Raw genomic sequence first — 16,564 nt, forward strand, 5'->3', positions numbered from 1 at the left:
GGCATGTTCGAATGACAACCCCGCCTCAGTCTCAACAGCCGGCCCAGCAGCCGGCGCAGTCCGGCTCCAGCCGCATCGGCCTCGGCATCGTGGAATTCATCCTCACGATTGCCCTGATGACGGCCAGCATTTCGATGGGCATCGACAGCATGCTGCCGGCACTGCCGAATATCGGCCAGTCCCTTCATGTTGCCAATCCGAATGACACGCAGCTCGTTATCGGCGTCTATTTCCTCGGTTTCGGCATCTGTCAGCTTTTCTTCGGCAGCCTGTCGGACACCTATGGCCGGCGGTACATCCTGCTCGGCGGTCTGGCCTTCTATACGGTGACCCTGTTTGCCGCAGCCTGGAGTGGCAGCCTGTTTGCCTTGCTGGCAATGCGTTTTGCGCAGGGCGTCGGCGCCGCGGCCGTGCGCATCACCACGCTCGCCATCGTCCGCGATTGCTTCGGCGGTCGCGAAATGGCCCGCGTGATGTCCTATATCATGATCGTCTTCATGATTATGCCGATGGTTGCGCCCTTCGTCGGCCAGATGATCGTCGCCTATTCGAACTGGCAGTGGATTTTCATTCTGCTCGGCATCGTCAGCGCCGGCCTTTTCCTGGTTGCCTTCTTCCGCATGAAGGAGACGCTGCCCGTTGAAGAGCGCCTGCCGCTCTCGGTCGCTTCCGTACTGTCCGGTTTCAAGACCGTGCTGACCAACCGCATCACCTGCGGCTACATGATCGGCCTGACGCTCTACACCGGCATCATTTGCGCCTACATCGTCTCGGTGCAGCAGGTCTTCGGTGAAGTTTACGGGCTTGGAGACACGTTCCCGATCGCCTTTGCGGCCACGGCAGCCGGCACCGCCGTCGCACAGTTCGCCAATGGTTATTTCGTCCGCAGCTTCGGCATGCGTCGCATTTCCCACGCCGCCATGATCCTTTTCACCGTTCTGGGCGCCATCGGCTACATCGTCGGCCTGTTCGGCCAGCCGAGCTTCACCTTCATCTATGTACTGATCTCGGTGATGCTGATGATGTTTGCGGTGATCACCACCAATTGCATGGCGATCAGCCTCGAGCCGATGGGACACCTGGCGGGTACGGCAGCCGCCATCACCAGTTCGATCTCCACGACGGTCGGCGTCCTGCTCGGCGGCATCGTTGGCCAGATGTTCGACGGCACGGCACAGCCGCTGCTTGCCGGCTTCACGGTGTTTGGCGCGCTGTCGATCGTCGCGACGCTATGGGCGGAACGCGGCAAGCTCTTCACCCATCCCGGCGATGCGCCGGCGCTGGAACCGGGCATGGGGCACGTTTGAGCGACGTGCCTCCCTTCCCTAGGCGTCGCTGCGCGGCCGACTAACCCAGCGTAGCGCGGCGGCGACCGCAAGCCCCAAGAGCGGCCACATCGCCCACGGTGTTCCGTGCCAGGTGAAAAGGTTGATGGTAACGATCCCGATGCCGGTGATGACAAGACTCGCGATCGCCATATCGATCTGCGGTCTGCTACGGACGTAACGATACGCGTTAACCCACAAAATCGCGAGTACGGGCCATTTCGCCCAAAATTCGCCATTCCAGGTCAACCCGTTAAGAACGGCAAGGCCAATGCACACGACTAAGGCAACACCGTAGCTCCGCCGCCAGTCCTGCGGCACGGATTCCCGCATCGCCGCTTCGGGCGACCGCGCGGAAGCTGGCTCGGGGGCCGACCGATAATCGGATGTGGTGTCGACAACCTGAACGCCGCCGATCCGCACTGCATAGCTTGGCACGCCGCCTTCGATGTTCTTGACCTCGAGCTGCCCGAGAAAATCGAAACCGACGGCCACCTTATTGCGGACCTGATCGTAGACGGTATTGGAAATGACGATGCCACCCGGAGCGGCGCGCGACTGCAGCCGGGCCGCAATATTGACGCCGTCACCATAGAGATCGTCGCCATCAGCGATCACATCACCGAGATTGAGGCCGATGCGAAAGAGCATCTGCTTGTCGGGATCGGTCACCGCATTGTAGCCGGCAAGCTCGTTCTGCGTGTCGATCGCAGCGCGCACGGCTTCGACGACGCTTGGAAACTCGGCAAAGACGCCATCGCCCCAGGTGTTGATGACACGGCCGCCATGGGCTTCGATCAGCCGTTTCATCGCATCGCGGTAACGGCGAAGAGTGGAGAGCGTCCCCTCCTCGTCCTTCCCCATGAGGCGCGTGTAATCCTGCACGTCGGCGCAGAAGATGGTGGTCAGCTTGCGGCTCGTCTCGGACATCTGTCTCATCCCCGCGGCAAGCGCCGACCAAGGCTCTTGCCTGTTGGAGCAAAGATAGCCCCGCCGCAGTGACTTTCCAAGGGCCTCGCGGACTATCCTCGCGCGTGGCTCACCTTAAAGAGTGAAGACCTCGCGCCGCAGCAGCTCCCAGGTATCCTTGTCCGCCGCGACCAGCAGCCCGCCATCGAGATGATGCGGCAGATAGGACGAACCGTCGAAACGGCGGACATAGGCGTCGGCTTCGGCCGAGATCAACGCTCCCGCCAGATGATCCCAAGGCATCAGCTTGTTGTACATGAGATAGTGCACATAGCCGCCAGCGAGCGTGCGGTACTCATGCGCCGCGCAGCGATAGCAGGTCGTGTAGCGCACCTTGGCGAGATTGCCCATGATTTCGGCGCGCTTTTCCTTCGGCAGGAAGCCGGTAGCCGCCATGCCGACCAGCTCTTCCAGCGGGACGGAAGGAGCAACGTTGAGGCGTAGCGTCTCGCCATCCGGACGGCGCAGCCATGCGCCGCCGCCGCGCTCCGCCAACACCCAGTCGTCGCCCATTGGATCGAAAATGATGCCGGCAACCGTCTCGCCCTTCGACACGACGGAGGCCATAACGCCGAAGGCCGGAATGCCGGCGGCAAAGTTGAACGTGCCGTCGACGGGATCGACGATGATGGCGAGATCGGCATCCTGCAGCTTCTTAAGTAGCGACGGGTCGGCCGCAACCGATTCCTCGCCAATGAACAACGCTTCGGGCCAGAGCCGGGCAACCTCTGCCTTGATCATGCGCTCGGCCCGTTCGTCGGCTTCCGTCACCAGATCCGTCGCCTCACTCTTGGCGCGGACATCATCGCTGCCGAGCCTGCGAAAGCGTGGCAGGATCTCCGTCTGCGCCGCGCGGCGCAGCACATGAGCGAGCGTGGTAACGTCAACGAGCGATGTCATGCTTTTTCCTTTCGCGTCAGGCGCCGATGATCTCGCGGCGGATAATCCGCCAGCTTTCCTCGTCAGGCGCAGAAATGATGCCGCCGGTCGTTTCGCCGGGCTTATGGGGCGTACCATCGAATTTGGCGGTATAGCCGCCCGCCTCCTGATGCGCCAGCACGCCGGCCAGATGGTCCCAGGGCATCAATTTGGAATGGCCGATGAAATGCCACTTGCCAGACGCCACCATCCAATATTCGTAAGCTGAGCAATTCACTGAGAAAACCATGCGGATCTTCGATAGATTGGCGTTGATCCGCGACCGGTCGGGCTCATCCATATGCCCCCAGGATATGGCGCCCGTCATAGCACTCAAAGGGGCAGGTGCGGCAACGGCAAGCCGCGTCGTCGCCCCGCTTTGCCGGCGCCGGAAAGTGCCGCCGCCCTTCATGGCAGTCACGGCGTCGCCCAGCACGGGATCGTGGATAATGCTGCCGATCGTCTCGCCATTGGCAATGACGGCGACGATCGTTCCGAAGACCGGCAGTCCGGCCGCGAAATTGAAGGTGCCATCCACCGGATCGATTGTAAAAGCCAATTCAGCCTGCGCCAGCGCCGGCACGACGGACTTATCCGCCTCATAGGCCTCTTCGCCAACGATCAAAGCGCTTGGAAACCGTGCCTTCAACGCTGTGGTAATATGGCGTTCGGCCAGAAGGTCGGCCTCGGTTACAAGATCGATAGCCGAGGTTTTCTCCGATATATCGCCGGCATCCAGATTGCGGAAGCGCGGCATGATCTCTTTTGCCGCCGCTGCAACAACGGTCGCCATCACATAGTCGAAATCCGTATCGGAGAAGGTCATCGGAAGCCTCTGTTTTGAAAGGGCTTCCTCTTATGCCCGATTCGATGACATCGGTGTGGCAAAAGCGCCGAATTTACGCCGGGTCTCTCGAAGATCCCTGCGTCATCAACCCTGCAAAATCGAACAGCTTGGGATCGAGCAGGTGCGAGGGATTTACATGGGCCAGAGCGCGCAGCATCGTGTCCTTGCGGCCTGGCATCCGCCGCTCGATATCCGCGAGCATGTCCTTCATGGCATTGCGCTGCAGCCCGTCCTGCGAGCCGCAGAGATCGCAGGGAATGATCGGAAATTGCATGGCCGCGGCAAACTTGGCGAGATCGTCCTCAGCGGCATAGGCAAGCGGACGAAGAAGCATCAAGTCGCCCTCGTCGTTGAGCAATTTCGGGGGCATGGAGGCCAGCCGCCCGCCATGGAAGAAGTTCATGAAGAAAGTCTCGAGAATATCCTCGCGATGATGGCCAAGCACCAGCGCATCGCAACCTTCCTCGCGGGCGATCCGATAGAGATTGCCGCGGCGCAGGCGTGAACAGAGCGAGCAATAGGTTGCGCCCTCCGGCACCTTATCCTTCACGATGGAATAAGTGTCGCGATATTCTATGCGATGCGCAACGCCGATCTTCGTCAGATATTCCGGCAGCACATGCTTCGGGAAATTCGGCTGGCCCTGGTCGAGATTACAGGCAATGAGCTCCACCGGCAGCAAGCCTCGCCATTTCAGATCAAGGAGCAGCGCCAGCAAACCGTAGGAATCCTTGCCGCCGGAAAGGCCGACCAACCAGCGCTTCTGGCCCTTCAGCATCTGGAAGTCTTCCATTGCCTGGCGCGCCTGCCGCAACAGGCGCTTGCGAAGCTTGTTGAAGGAGACCGTACGCGGCGCATCGAAAAACATCGGATGGACGGCAGAACCGCCATCATCAGCCTCGATATCGATGTCGTCTTTCACGATGGTCGCGATATTCATTGCGTCATTCCTTGCATCTCACCACGCTGATAGCAGAAAGCGGGATGAGAAGACACCGTATCAATCGCCGAATACCGACCAGCCGGTGCGCCCCGCCAGCATTTCCAGTGCCACGGCACCGAGCTGAGAATTGCCGACCCTGTTCAAGCCGGGCGACCAGACGGCAATCGAGCCGATACCCGGCGCCACCGCCAGGATGCCGCCGCCGACGCCGCTTTTGCCCGGCAGGCCGACATGATAGGCAAAATCTCCCGAGCCATCATAATGGCCGCAGGTCAGCATCAGCGCATTGATACGCCGCGCCCGCTTCGGCGAAACGACGGAATGCCCGGTGATCGGATTGCTGCCGCGCGCAGCGAGGTAGAGCCCTGCCTTGGCAAGCTGCTGGCAGCTCATCGACAGCGCACATTGATGGAAATAGACGCCGAGCACATGCTCGACCGGGTGATGGATATTGCCGTAGGCGCGCATGAAATTGGCGAGCGCAAAATTGCGATACCCCGTCTGAGTCTCCGAACGCGCGACCTTGTCATCGATGCTGATCGTCTCGTCGTCAGCCACATAGCGGACGAAGCGCAGCAGCTCGCCGATGGCCTCGCGCGGCTCGTGTCCCGCCAGCACGACATCGCTGACGGCGATGGCACCCGCATTGACGAAGGGATTGCGCGGTATTCCCTCTTCCCGCTCCAGCTGGACGATGGAGTTGAAGGCCGTACCGGATGGCTCACGCCCTACACGATTCCACAAGCTCTCGCCGACCTTACCCAGCGCCAGGGTCAGCATGAAGACCTTGGAGATACTCTGGATGGAGAAAGGAACGCCGGCATCACCGATGCTGTAGACTTTGCCGTCGATAGTGGCGATTGCCATCCCGAACTGCTTCGGGTCGACCTTTGCCAGTTCCGGAATGTAATCGGCGACCTTGCCCTCGCCGATGCGCGGCGAAAGCTCCGCATGAATGCCGTCGAGAATGGCCTGCAAATCCGTCATGAGGCGCTCCAAAGACAAAAAAGCCGCTCGAACCGAGCGGCTTTTCATTCATCAAGAAAGTTATCCGCTTATTAACGCGAATAGAATTCGACGACCAGATGCGGTTCCATGACGACGGCGTACGGTACATCGCCGAGAGCCGGAACGCGAGCGAAGGTCGCAACCATCTTGTTGTGATCGACTTCGATATAGTCCGGAACGTCGCGCTCAGCCAGAGCAACCGATTCGAGAACCGTTACGAGCTGCTTAGACTTCTCGCGAACTTCGATAACGTCGCCGGCCTTGCAGCGGTACGAACCGATGTTGACGCGAACGCCGTTAACGGTGACGTGGCCATGGTTGACGAACTGACGGGCTGCGAAGACGGTCGGAACGAACTTGGCGCGGTAGACGATCGCGTCGAGACGCGATTCGAGCAGACCGATCAGGTTTTCCGAAGTGTCGCCCTTGCGGCGGTTGGCTTCGTCGAAGATGGCGCGGAACTGCTTTTCACGCAGGTCGCCGTAGTAGCCCTTCAGCTTCTGCTTGGCGCGCAGCTGCACGCCGAAGTCCGAAAGCTTGCCCTTGCGGCGCTGGCCGTGCTGGCCCGGGCCGTATTCGCGGCGGTTAACCGGGGACTTCGGACGGCCCCAGATGTTTTCGCCCATACGGCGGTCAATTTTGTACTTGGACGATTCGCGCTTGCTCATCGCATTTCCTTTCAAGTGTTATGGCGGCCCGTTGCCGAACCGCGAAGGAAACACGCCCTCCTCTGAACTCCGTTTTCGAGCTCTGACAGGCCTCTCACGTTAGCGAACGGACGAAGCCACGGGACATGTCAAATGAAACACCGGACATTTCTGCCCGGCGTTGGCGCGGTCTGTAAGGGGTCGTCATGAAAATGTCAACAGCCCACGCGGTTGCTGTTGAGAATGAAGCAACAAATGCTATATTTGATGCGTGATGACTGATGCTCCATCAAGGTGCAATGATGCGAACAACTCTTGCAATTGACGACGACGTACTTGCCGCGGCAAAGGCGATGGCAGAGCAGCAGCACCGCAGCATCGGTGATGTCATTTCCGACCTTGCTCGCCGATCGCTAAACCGTTCACAGCCGGCAAAGGAGCGGAATGGTATTCCGTTGCTCACGCCCAAGACAGGCAATCCCCCTGTTACGCTCGATCTTGTCAACAAACTTCGTGACGAGCTTCCGTGACATTTCTGTTGGACGTCAATGTTCTGATCGCTTTATTCGATCCGAGCCATGTATCGCATGATATCGCCCATGAGTGGTTTCACTCCCTAGGCGGCGACAGTTGGGCAACCTGCCCGTTAACGGAAAATGGCGTTGTTCGAATTCTCAGTCAGCCGAGCTATCCCAACTCGCCCGGTCCACCGTCGACGGCCGCGCTTCTTGTTGCCCAGCTTCGCCGTTTGCCCGGTCACCAGTTCTGGGCGGACGATATCAGTCTGCTGGACGATACTTTGGTGGATTTGACACGCATTCTGACTCCTGGACAGATCACCGACACCTATCTGTTGGCATTGGCGAAATTCCATAGAGGCCAACTGGCAACGCTCGACCGGCGCCTATCGACTTCAGCCGTTAAGGACGGCAAAGCCGCACTCCATATCATCAGCAGCAACGCGTAACTGGCAGCTATTCCGCCGCCGCCTGCTCGCCACCCTCGAGATCCGGCGCATTGGCATCGCCAGGCGCGGTCTGCGAGCCCATGTCCGGAAAGGCGACGATACGCTTGCCCGAGAAATCCGTGTGGACGACGACGCTGCCCTGCTCCTCGAAATAGCTCAGCAGTCGGCGCGCACGGCGGGCCGAATGCGTGCCGTAGGCGCGGGCGATGCGGGCATCGGATGGGCACGGCTCGCCGCTGATAGCGGCCTTGGCCAGCATCAGGAAGACGCCCTGCAGGTCGTCGGTGACGCCTGTGGAGAGCGAGAGCGCAGTCGCCCATTGGTCCGTCGCCATGACCTCTTCGTCCGCACCGGAACGGACGATCGCCACACGGCGGCGGAACTCCGACAGGCTCATCGGCGCGCCGGGAACGCGGCGCATGCGCAAACGAACGAGAAACTCCTGATAGAGCACCGAATCCGTGCGGAAGCCGGAGGCCGGGTCGTCAAGGATTTCGCAGAGCACGGCGCTCACCCTCGCCTCGCGATCCTCGCTCGATAGTTCCGGCTGGCTGACCTTCGGCTCCGAAGGTGCCGGGCTTGCCGCCGGCACGGAGCGGGAAAGCTCTGCCAGAATATCGGTCGTCGGACGCGGCGCCGGTGTGGTACGGCGAACAACGGGACGTGTGAACTCTTCCGGATCCGGCGTGAAGATCAGATCTTCGACATCCTGCGGTGCATCCGGCAGCGGCATCAGCTTGGGGCTGGAGGAGCGCGCCGAGGTTTCCACCGCGCCGATGGTGATCGGCAGGGGCCGGCGGGAAAGTGCCGGTCCGAGGGCGACGAAATTGCCGCGCTTCAGGTCGCGGAACATTTCCGCCTGCCTGCGATCCATGCCGAGAAGGTCGGCCGCGCGAGCCATGTCGATATCGAGGAAAGTGCGGCCCATCAGGAAGTTGGAGGCTTCCGCCGCAACGTTCTTGGCAAGCTTCGCCAGACGCTGCGTCGCGATGACGCCGGCAAGGCCGCGCTTTCGGCCGCGGCACATCAGATTGGTCATGGCGCCGAGCGACATCTTGCGCGCATCTTCCGAGACGTCGCCGCCGACCGAGGGAGCAAACATCTGCGCCTCGTCGACCACGACCAGCACCGGATACCAGAATTCGCGATCGGCATCGAACATGCCGTTCAGGAAAGCAGCAGCGGCCCGCATCTGCTGCTCGATATCGAGACCTTCGAGTGTCAGCACGCAGGAGACGCGATGCTGGCGGATGCGGTTGGCGATGCCGGCAAGCTCGGCTTCCGTCCGCTCGCCATCGACGACCACATGACCGAATTTGTCGGCCAGCGTGACGAAATCGCCTTCGGGATCGATGATGACCTGCTGCACCCATTGTGCGGATTGCTCCAGCAGCCGCCGCAACAGGTGCGATTTTCCGGAGCCGGAATTTCCCTGCACCAGGAGACGCGTCGCCAGCAGCTCCTCGATATCGAGCTGGGCGCTGGTCCCGCCGGACGCCGTTCCCATGTCGATGCCGACCTGCAATGCACTTCCCCCATGAGCAAGAATCAAATGTGGATGCGTCCCATCTTTCTGAAAGGACGCGCCTCCGTCTAGCAAAGATTTCCAAGCTTCGCGCCCGTGGATTGAAAAAACCCACAGGCGATTGCGAGACCTATCTGAACCTCAAATTGGCCCGCGACAGCTCACTGACCGACGTGCAGCCCATCAGCTTCATGTCACGCTCGACTTCGGTGCGCAGATGTCTCAGCGCGCGCTCCACACCCGCCTGACCGGCAGCGGCCAGCGGATAGAGATAGAAGCGGCCGAGGCCGACGGCCTTGGCGCCGAGCGACAGAGCCTTCAGCACATGCGTGCCGCGCTGGACGCCGCCATCCATCATCACATCGATGCGATGGCCGACGGCGTCGACGATTTCCGCCAGCTGGTCAAATGCCGAGCGCGAGCCGTCCAGCTGCCGGCCGCCATGGTTCGACAGCACGATGCCGGTACATCCGATATCGACCGCACGCTTGGCGTCCTCGACCGACATGATGCCCTTCAGGCAGAACTGCCCGTTCCAGTGCTTCACCATCTCGGCAACGTCGTTCCAATTCATCGACGGATCCAGCATCTCGGTGAAATACTTGCCGATCGACATCGCACCGCCGCTCATGTCGACATGCTCGTCGAGCTGCGGCAGGCGGAACTTCTCGTGGGTGACGTAATTCAGCGCCCACGCGGGCTTGATGGCGAATTGGGTAATCCCGGCCAGATTGAGCTTGAAAGGAATGGAAAATCCGGTGCGAAGATCGCGCTCGCGATTGCCGCCGGTAATGCTGTCGACAGTCAGCATCATGACGTTGACGCCGGCTTCCTTCGCCCGCTCCATCATTGCCCGGTTCAGGCCACGATCCCTATGGAAATAGAACTGATAGACCTGCGGTCCCTGATGCTTCTTGCGGATTTCCTCGAGACTGACGGTGCCGAGTGAGGAGACGCCGAACATGGTGCCGAGCGAAGAGGCGGCGGCTGCAACCGCATTCTCGCCCTGATGATGGAAGAGCCGCTGCAGCGCCGTCGGCGAGCAATAGAAGGGTGTCGCGAGCTTCTGTCCCATGACGGTAACAGACATGTCTATCTCGCTGACCCCACGCAGGACGTTGGGCACGAGATCGCAGCTTTCGAAGCTGGTTGTGTTTCGCCGGAGCGTCACTTCGTCGTCGGCAGCACCATCGATATAGTTGAAGATTGGACCGGGAAGACGCTTCTTCGCGAGAAGGCGAAAATCATGGAAGTTATGGCACTCACGCAGGCGCATGGCTTGCCCCGACAACACTGCAATCAATCTCAAAAGGCATCAAATATCGTCCTCCCAATATTCCGCCGCTCAGCCCAATCCTGCATTACAACCGGTGCAAGCGTGCTTCCCATTTGTAAAGCACATCCGGCTCCTTCTCCTCATTGCCTGCCCCGTCCGACTCGTCAACCACGAAGAAGCCGTGCTTCTCGTAAAAGCGGCGCGCCTGCTCATTTCTCTGGAACGTCCAGAGCGAGAGCTGCGGATAGGCCGACTTGGCGATATCGAGGAGCCGGCTGCCGATGCCGCGCCCTTGCGCCTCAGGCAACACGTAGAGTTGGTCGATCCAATCCTCGAGAAAGGCGATGACGCCGACGAGACGACCGCCCTCTTCCGCACCCCAGATTTGGCAATCCTTGAAAACGACAGCACTCCAGAAGCCAACGTCTTCTTCCGGTGTATGAAGCCCGGCAAGCGTCGGCAGCCTTTCGTTGAAGGAAGCGCGGTGAACGGCGGCAGCCGCCGGCATATCCGCGAGATCGAGTTTACGCAACGAGACCTTGTCTTTCATGATCAAGCCTTGAGCCCAAAGCCCTGCATCAGCCGGCGCGTGGGGAAATCTGGTGCCCCGGAGGTAAACACCGCAAAGTCGAGATTATCGGGATGGACGGCATCAGCCACCTGCGGCACCAGGCTGCGCGCGCGCCTTGCGATCGCTTCCGCGGGATCGAGCCAATCGACCGGCCAGGGCGCAAGCCTGCGGAAGATATTGGCCATGAAAGGATAATGCGTGCAGGCAAGCACCACGATATCGGTCTTGCGGTCATCCATCTCGACGAAGCACTGCTCGATCTCTGCCATGACGGCCTCGTCGCTGACGACATCGCCACGAATATAGGCTTCCGCCAGACGTGCCAGATTTTCCGATCCGACAAGCCGGACATGACATTGCGTGGCGAAAGACTGGATCAGGTCGCGTGTATAGGCGCGCTTGACGGTTCCCGGTGTCGCCAGCACGGAAACCAGACCTGAACGCGTGCGCTCCGCAGCTGGCTTGATCGCTGGGACGGTACCGACGAAGGTCATCTGCGGAAAGGCGGCACGAAGAGCGGCTCCGGCCAGCGTGAACGCAGTGTTGCAGGCGATGATGCAGACTTCCGGATCATATTGCACGAGCAGCTGTGCGAAGAGATCGACGATGCGCTCCTGCAGCGCCGCTTCTTCCCAACTGCCATAGGGAAATGCGGCATCGTCGGCGATATAGATGAAACCCCGCTCCGGCATCAGCACGCGTGCTTCGCGCAGCACCGTCAAACCGCCGATCCCTGAATCGAAAACGAGTATTGGTTTCAGCTCATTCGCCGCTGCTGTCATCGCTTGGAGCTTCCTTCGGTGTTTTCGAGGATCGGGGATGCGAGCCACTGCCGCGCGGAGACTTCCGCGAGAAGCGGTCAAGAGACGAGATCACCCCGCGCAAGACGCTGATTTCCTGTTCAGTGAACGCCCGACGCGAGAGGACGGCGCGGAGATTGTCGACCATTTTCGGCTTTTTCCCGGCGGGATGGAAATAATTGCGCGCATCCAGCGCTTCCTCGAGCTGGTCAAACAGACCGAAAAGCTGCTCCTTCGTCGAAGGCCGCTGCTCGATCGCCTGGAAAGGCACATCGCCCAGATCCTCCATGCCCGATTTCATCCATTCATAGGACATCAACAGCACGGCCTGCGCGATGTTCAAAGAAGCGAAGGCGGGATTGACGGGAAAGGTCACGATCTCGTCGGCCAGCGCCACTTCCTCATTCGTCAGGCCCCAGCGCTCCCTGCCGAAGAGAATGCCGGTACCCTCGCCCGCCTTGAATCTGGTACGGAGCGTTTCGGCCGCAATGACAGGCGAGCGCACCGGCTTGTAACCGTCCCGCTCCCGCGCGGTTGTCGCATAGACGAAATTGAGATCGGCGATCGCCTGCTCCAGCGTGTCGTAGACCTTGGTCGCCTCGATGATATGATCCGCCTTGGAGGCAGTCGCCTGTGCCCTCTCGTTCGGCCAGCCATCGCGAGGATTGACGAGGCGCAACTCCGCAAGCCCGAAATTCGCCATGGCGCGCGCCACCATACCGATATTTTCGCCCATCTGCGGCTCGACCAGAATGATGGCCGGCCCTTCGGCCAGAAGTTGACGCTCGCTGTTCGTGCCTGCCATGATGCCTAAATCTCCGCGCGCGAAACCGATCGCGCTAATTCGAACATGATGCCGAAAAGTGTTAGCGATTTTCGGACGACATCATGCTCAATGTCCTGGTTCCGGTGTCGCAATAGCGAGACGCCTGCCGATCGGCAAGTTTTTTGCGCTTGAACGGCAGAACGAATTCTGCCCTATTATTGTGGATTGGCAGGCTTCTTCTGATCCGACGGCTGCTGCGTCTGGTCTGCTGGCTGTTGTTGCTGCTGTTTGACGAGATCCACCATCACGCTCTTGAGCGAGCTCGGATTGCCATTGTCGTCGTTGGTGACGATATCGTCCACCACGGGCCTGCCACCCTCTTCGATGACCTCGAAACGAACCGTGGTCACCTTCTGATAATCGGCGTCGGAGCCCATGCAGGTCGATTTCTTGAAGGTCGCCAGCACCTCCGTCACATTGTTCTTCGGCGGCTGGGCGGCAATCTTCACGTCCTCCAGCGGGCACGCATCCTGCGCATTGACGATGACATCGTAGTCGAATGGCGAGATACCGTCCTCGTCGGCAGCGGGAAATTGCGCCGCCGCCTGGTACTTCGCTCCAAAATCCTTGCTGTAGATATCCTTGAGCTTGTCCTCGCCGAAAATATCCTGCCAATCGCTGTCGCCGCCCGCCCAATTGGAGACGGTCGCGTCCATGATGGCCTTCACGGGCGTCGTCGCATCGGCCGCGAGCGCCATATGCGCGCCAAGCGAGAACTGAAAAAGCGTTAAGGCGAAAGCGGAGGCGGCAAATTTATGCATGATTTGATTCCGTGGCAGCAGGCAAAACATGCGCGACATTAGACCCATCGATCGCTTTGGCAATGGCCGGATCGTAAAAAGCGAGTGATGTCACGAATGATCAAAAACGCGACGCCGGAGGCTCTATCGGCTTTGCGTTCCGCACTTGCGGTGCTATAGCCCTCGGGACTTCATATTACCCACAGGACCATCGGGTCCCATCAGCTTAAACGAGGCAGAAGCATGAAGAAGATCAAGGTCGCAAATCCCGTTGCCGATCTCGATGGCGACGAAATGACTCGCATCATCTGGCAGCTCATCAAAGAAAAACTGATCTTCCCCTACCTCGACATCGATATCGACTACTATGACCTCTCGGTCGAAAACCGGGACGCCACCAACGACCAGGTGACCGTCGACGCCGCCAATGCCATCAAGAAATACGGCGTCGGCATCAAGTGCGCCACGATCACCCCGGACGAAGCCCGCGTGAAGGAATTCAACCTCAAGGAAATGTGGAAGAGCCCGAACGGCACGATCCGCAACATTCTCGGCGGCGTCATCTTCCGCGAGCCGATCATCTGCAAGAACGTTCCGCGCCTGGTTCCGGGCTGGACGCAGCCGATCGTCGTCGGCCGTCACGCTTTCGGCGACCAGTACCGCGCCACCGACTTCAAATTCCCCGGCAAGGGCAAGCTGACCATCAAGTTCATCGGCGAAGACGGCACGGTCATCGAGAAGGAAGTCTTCAACGCGCCGGGCGCCGGCGTTGCCATGGCCATGTACAACCTCGACGAGTCGATCCGCGAATTCGCCCGCGCCTCGATGATGTATGGCCTGATGCGCAAATGGCCGGTCTACCTCTCGACCAAGAACACCATCCTCAAAGCCTATGACGGCCGCTTCAAGGACATCTTCGAAGAAGTCTACCAGAACGAGTTCAAGGCTCAGTTCGACGAAGCCGGCATCACCTACGAACACCGCCTGATCGACGACATGGTTGCCTCCGCCCTGAAGTGGTCCGGCGGCTACGTCTGGGCCTGCAAGAACTACGACGGCGACGTTCAGTCCGATACGGTTGCCCAGGGCTTCGGCTCGCTCGGCCTGATGACCTCGGTTCTGCTGACGCCGGACGGCAAGACGGTCGAAGCCGAAGCAGCGCATGGCACCGTGACCCGTCACTACCGCCAGCATCAGAAGGGTCAGGAAACCTCGACGAACTCGATCGCCTCGATCTTCGCCTGGACCCGCGGCCTCGCTCATCGCGCCAAGCTCGACGACAATGCCGAACTCGCGAAGTTCGCTTCCACGCTCGAAAAGGTTTGCGTCGACACGGTTGAAGCCGGCTACATGACGAAGGACCTGGCGCTGCTGATCGGCCCCGACCAGCCCTGGCTCTCCACCACCGCTTTCCTCGACAAGATCGACGAGAACCTCAAGAAGGCCATGGCTGCCTAAGCCTCACCGACAAAGCAGATACGAGAACCCGGCCTCAACGCCGGGTTTTCTTTTGCCCTGAATCTTGCCGCCCGGGCGAACCGGTGACAAAAATGCTGGCAGCAAAAGGGAGAGGCAGATGGCCGAAGAACTCGTTTTCTATACCAACCCGATGTCACGCGGACGCATTGCTCGCTGGATGCTCGAGGAAATCGGCCAACCCTATCGCACCGAATACCTCGATTTTGGCACGACGATGAAGGCGCCAGAATATCTTGCGGTCAATCCCATGGGCAAGGTGCCGGCCATCAGGCATGGAGATACCGTCGTCACCGAAGGTGCGGCCATCTGTGCCTATCTGGCGGAAACCTTCCCGCAGGCAGGACTTGCCCCGACGGCAGCCGAGCGCGGCCGCTACTTCCGCTGGATGTTCTTTGCCGCCGGCCCGATGGAGATGGCGGTGACCAATCGCGCCCTCGGCTTTGAAATTCCGACGGAACGCCTGCGCATGGCCGGCTGCGGTAGTCTGGACCATGTTTTCGATACATTGGAACAGGCGGTCACAACATCGCCCTTCATCGCCGGCGACCGCTTTACGGCCGCCGACGTCTATGTCGGTTCGCATGTCGGCTGGGGTCTCAATTTCGGCACCATCGAGAAGCGCCAGGCCTTCATCGACTATTGGGCCAGGGTCAGCGATCGCGACGCCTATCGCCGAGGCAACGATATCGACAATGCTGCCATGCCGAAGCCGGCCAATGCCTGACAATACGAAGCGTTGAGAGAAAATCCGCCATCGGTACCTTATGCCGCTATTGCAGGGGCATATAGATATCGGTCAAAAGCTCTGCCGGCGGCACGTCGCGCGGATTGTTGATATATTCCTCGAACATGACGGTATCGCGGAGTTGTCGCCCGGAGGCCGGCAGCCATTGTGCATAGAGCCACTGATATGCCCTATGCATGTTTGCGTAAGGCCCTTTGTGGCGCAGCACGGCATATTCGCCACCATCGAGAGAGCGCCGCTCCAACGGAGCGTCCGCAACCACAGCCCCGCCTGCGGTGACACATGCATATGACCGCAGCTTGTCCGTCTCCACGACATCAGGATCGTCGAGATAGATGCCGATCATGCGCATATCAGGCCCGGCGAGGCGGCGGGCGAAGATGGTGCCGAAAAGTGTTTCGAAAGCCTGCCCGATCTGCATATAGGAGCCGCGATGGGCGACACCGATCAGTGACATCGGGGAAATCGTGCGAAGCGTAACGTCGAACATAACCGTGATCCTTCCTTGGGTACTGGGTTCGAAGATCGTATGGCTTCCCTCATTCCGATATCGCGCCGGCGGCATGCCGTAGACGGATTTGAAGATGCGGTTGAACGATTGGAGGTTGGGATAGCCCGACCGCTTTGCAATGTCGCTGACGGATAGACGGGTGTTGACGAGATCGCCGGCGGCACGATGGAGCCGTAGCCGCTTGACGGTTGCCGCCGCTGTCTCGCCGTAGATCGCCCGATAGATCCTGTGCCAGTGATAGCTGGACATGCAGGCGATCTCGGCGAGCTTTTCCATATCGAGCTCATCATCCAGATGCTCGTGGATATAGGCCGAAACCCGCCGCAACCGGGTCTCGTAAAGCGTCCACGCCGTGCCGCCACTCATGTCAAACCTCTTGCAAATTCGATCGGCCCGACAAGAGCATAACCCGATTTGACAAATCCTGCGGAGTTGTCCGGACAAAGAAAAATGGCGGACACCGAAGT

General features: G+C 59.9%; 18 protein-coding genes. 5 read left to right on the top strand and 13 right to left on the bottom strand.

Features of this window, described 5'->3' with window-relative positions; translation table 11 throughout:
- Positions 1 to 11 precede the first annotated feature (11 nt).
- Positions 12 to 1,307, top strand: coding sequence for a multidrug effflux MFS transporter (locus tag I8E17_RS08320; protein WP_069613199.1), 1,296 nt, complete (start codon positions 12 to 14; stop codon positions 1,305 to 1,307).
- A gap of 18 nt (positions 1,308 to 1,325) precedes the next feature.
- Here the strand turns inward: I8E17_RS08320 and I8E17_RS08325 are convergent, their stop codons facing one another.
- From I8E17_RS08325 to rpsD, 6 genes are all read right to left on the bottom strand, one after another.
- Complete coding sequence (locus I8E17_RS08325) at positions 1,326 to 2,255, bottom strand: adenylate/guanylate cyclase domain-containing protein (RefSeq protein WP_069613016.1); 930 nt, start codon at positions 2,253 to 2,255, stop codon at positions 1,326 to 1,328.
- Between the two features lie 114 nt (positions 2,256 to 2,369).
- Positions 2,370 to 3,194, bottom strand: a complete 825-nt coding sequence (locus tag I8E17_RS08330; protein ID WP_113366607.1) for an inositol monophosphatase family protein — start codon at positions 3,192 to 3,194, stop codon at positions 2,370 to 2,372.
- 16 nt (positions 3,195 to 3,210) lie between these two features.
- The gene (locus I8E17_RS08335; RefSeq protein ID WP_069613018.1) at positions 3,211 to 4,038 is read right to left on the bottom strand and encodes an inositol monophosphatase family protein; all 828 of its coding nucleotides are present in this window, start codon (positions 4,036 to 4,038) and stop codon (positions 3,211 to 3,213) included.
- A gap of 73 nt (positions 4,039 to 4,111) precedes the next feature.
- Positions 4,112 to 4,999 (bottom strand): tRNA 2-thiocytidine(32) synthetase TtcA, encoded by an 888-nt coding sequence (gene ttcA / locus I8E17_RS08340; RefSeq protein WP_069613019.1) that lies wholly within the window; start codon positions 4,997 to 4,999, stop codon positions 4,112 to 4,114.
- A gap of 60 nt (positions 5,000 to 5,059) precedes the next feature.
- Positions 5,060 to 5,989, bottom strand: coding sequence for a glutaminase (locus I8E17_RS08345; protein WP_069613200.1), 930 nt, complete (start codon positions 5,987 to 5,989; stop codon positions 5,060 to 5,062).
- Positions 5,990 to 6,060: 71 nt separating this feature from the next.
- Positions 6,061 to 6,678: a 30S ribosomal protein S4 gene (rpsD, locus tag I8E17_RS08350; protein ID WP_069613020.1), complete on the bottom strand. Its 618-nt coding sequence runs from the start codon at positions 6,676 to 6,678 to the stop codon at positions 6,061 to 6,063.
- Between the two features lie 281 nt (positions 6,679 to 6,959).
- Here rpsD and I8E17_RS08355 point away from each other — a divergent pair, with 281 nt between their 5' ends.
- Both I8E17_RS08355 and I8E17_RS08360 read left to right on the top strand, forming a co-directional pair.
- A complete protein-coding gene (locus I8E17_RS08355) occupies positions 6,960 to 7,187 on the top strand; it encodes a CopG family transcriptional regulator (RefSeq protein WP_069613201.1) in 228 nt (75 codons plus the stop codon).
- Positions 7,184 to 7,624 carry a TA system VapC family ribonuclease toxin gene (locus tag I8E17_RS08360; protein ID WP_069613021.1) on the top strand — a complete coding sequence of 147 codons (441 nt, stop codon included), beginning with the start codon at positions 7,184 to 7,186 and terminating at the stop codon, positions 7,622 to 7,624. The genes I8E17_RS08355 and I8E17_RS08360 overlap by 4 nt, the downstream gene beginning before the upstream one ends.
- 7 nt (positions 7,625 to 7,631) lie before the next feature.
- Here the strand turns inward: I8E17_RS08360 and I8E17_RS08365 are convergent, their stop codons facing one another.
- The 6 genes from I8E17_RS08365 to I8E17_RS08390 all read right to left on the bottom strand — a co-directional run bounded on the left by I8E17_RS08365 (position 7,632) and on the right by I8E17_RS08390 (position 13,383).
- Positions 7,632 to 9,149: an ATP-binding protein gene (locus I8E17_RS08365; protein WP_069613022.1), complete on the bottom strand. Its 1,518-nt coding sequence runs from the start codon at positions 9,147 to 9,149 to the stop codon at positions 7,632 to 7,634.
- A gap of 130 nt (positions 9,150 to 9,279) precedes the next feature.
- Positions 9,280 to 10,425 (bottom strand): alpha-hydroxy acid oxidase, encoded by a 1,146-nt coding sequence (locus tag I8E17_RS08370; RefSeq protein WP_069613023.1) that lies wholly within the window; start codon positions 10,423 to 10,425, stop codon positions 9,280 to 9,282.
- A gap of 85 nt (positions 10,426 to 10,510) precedes the next feature.
- On the bottom strand, positions 10,511 to 10,975 hold the full coding sequence (locus I8E17_RS08375; protein ID WP_069613024.1) for a GNAT family N-acetyltransferase: 465 nt from the start codon (positions 10,973 to 10,975) through the stop codon (positions 10,511 to 10,513).
- 2 nt (positions 10,976 to 10,977) lie between these two features.
- On the bottom strand, positions 10,978 to 11,778 hold the full coding sequence (murI, locus tag I8E17_RS08380; RefSeq protein ID WP_069613025.1) for a glutamate racemase: 801 nt from the start codon (positions 11,776 to 11,778) through the stop codon (positions 10,978 to 10,980).
- Positions 11,759 to 12,601 (bottom strand): RNA methyltransferase, encoded by an 843-nt coding sequence (locus I8E17_RS08385; RefSeq protein ID WP_069613026.1) that lies wholly within the window; start codon positions 12,599 to 12,601, stop codon positions 11,759 to 11,761. The genes murI and I8E17_RS08385 overlap by 20 nt, the downstream gene beginning before the upstream one ends.
- 176 nt (positions 12,602 to 12,777) lie before the next feature.
- Positions 12,778 to 13,383, bottom strand: coding sequence for a hypothetical protein (locus tag I8E17_RS08390; protein ID WP_069613202.1), 606 nt, complete (start codon positions 13,381 to 13,383; stop codon positions 12,778 to 12,780).
- A 222-nt stretch (positions 13,384 to 13,605) separates the two neighbouring features.
- Between I8E17_RS08390 and I8E17_RS08395 the strand changes: the two genes are divergently transcribed.
- Both I8E17_RS08395 and I8E17_RS08400 read left to right on the top strand, forming a co-directional pair.
- On the top strand, positions 13,606 to 14,820 hold the full coding sequence (locus I8E17_RS08395; RefSeq protein WP_069613027.1) for an NADP-dependent isocitrate dehydrogenase: 1,215 nt from the start codon (positions 13,606 to 13,608) through the stop codon (positions 14,818 to 14,820).
- Positions 14,821 to 14,938: 118 nt separating this feature from the next.
- The gene (locus I8E17_RS08400; RefSeq protein WP_069613028.1) at positions 14,939 to 15,565 is read left to right on the top strand and encodes a glutathione S-transferase family protein; all 627 of its coding nucleotides are present in this window, start codon (positions 14,939 to 14,941) and stop codon (positions 15,563 to 15,565) included.
- A gap of 46 nt (positions 15,566 to 15,611) precedes the next feature.
- Here I8E17_RS08400 and I8E17_RS08405 read toward each other — a convergent pair whose 3' ends face one another.
- Positions 15,612 to 16,463, bottom strand: coding sequence for an AraC family transcriptional regulator (locus I8E17_RS08405; RefSeq protein ID WP_069613029.1), 852 nt, complete (start codon positions 16,461 to 16,463; stop codon positions 15,612 to 15,614).
- Between the last annotated feature and the right edge of the window lie 101 nt (positions 16,464 to 16,564).

The sequence above is a fragment of the Rhizobium sp. AB2/73 genome (assembly GCF_020871915.1).
GTDB classification, from domain to species: domain Bacteria; phylum Pseudomonadota; class Alphaproteobacteria; order Rhizobiales; family Rhizobiaceae; genus Rhizobium; species Rhizobium dioscoreae.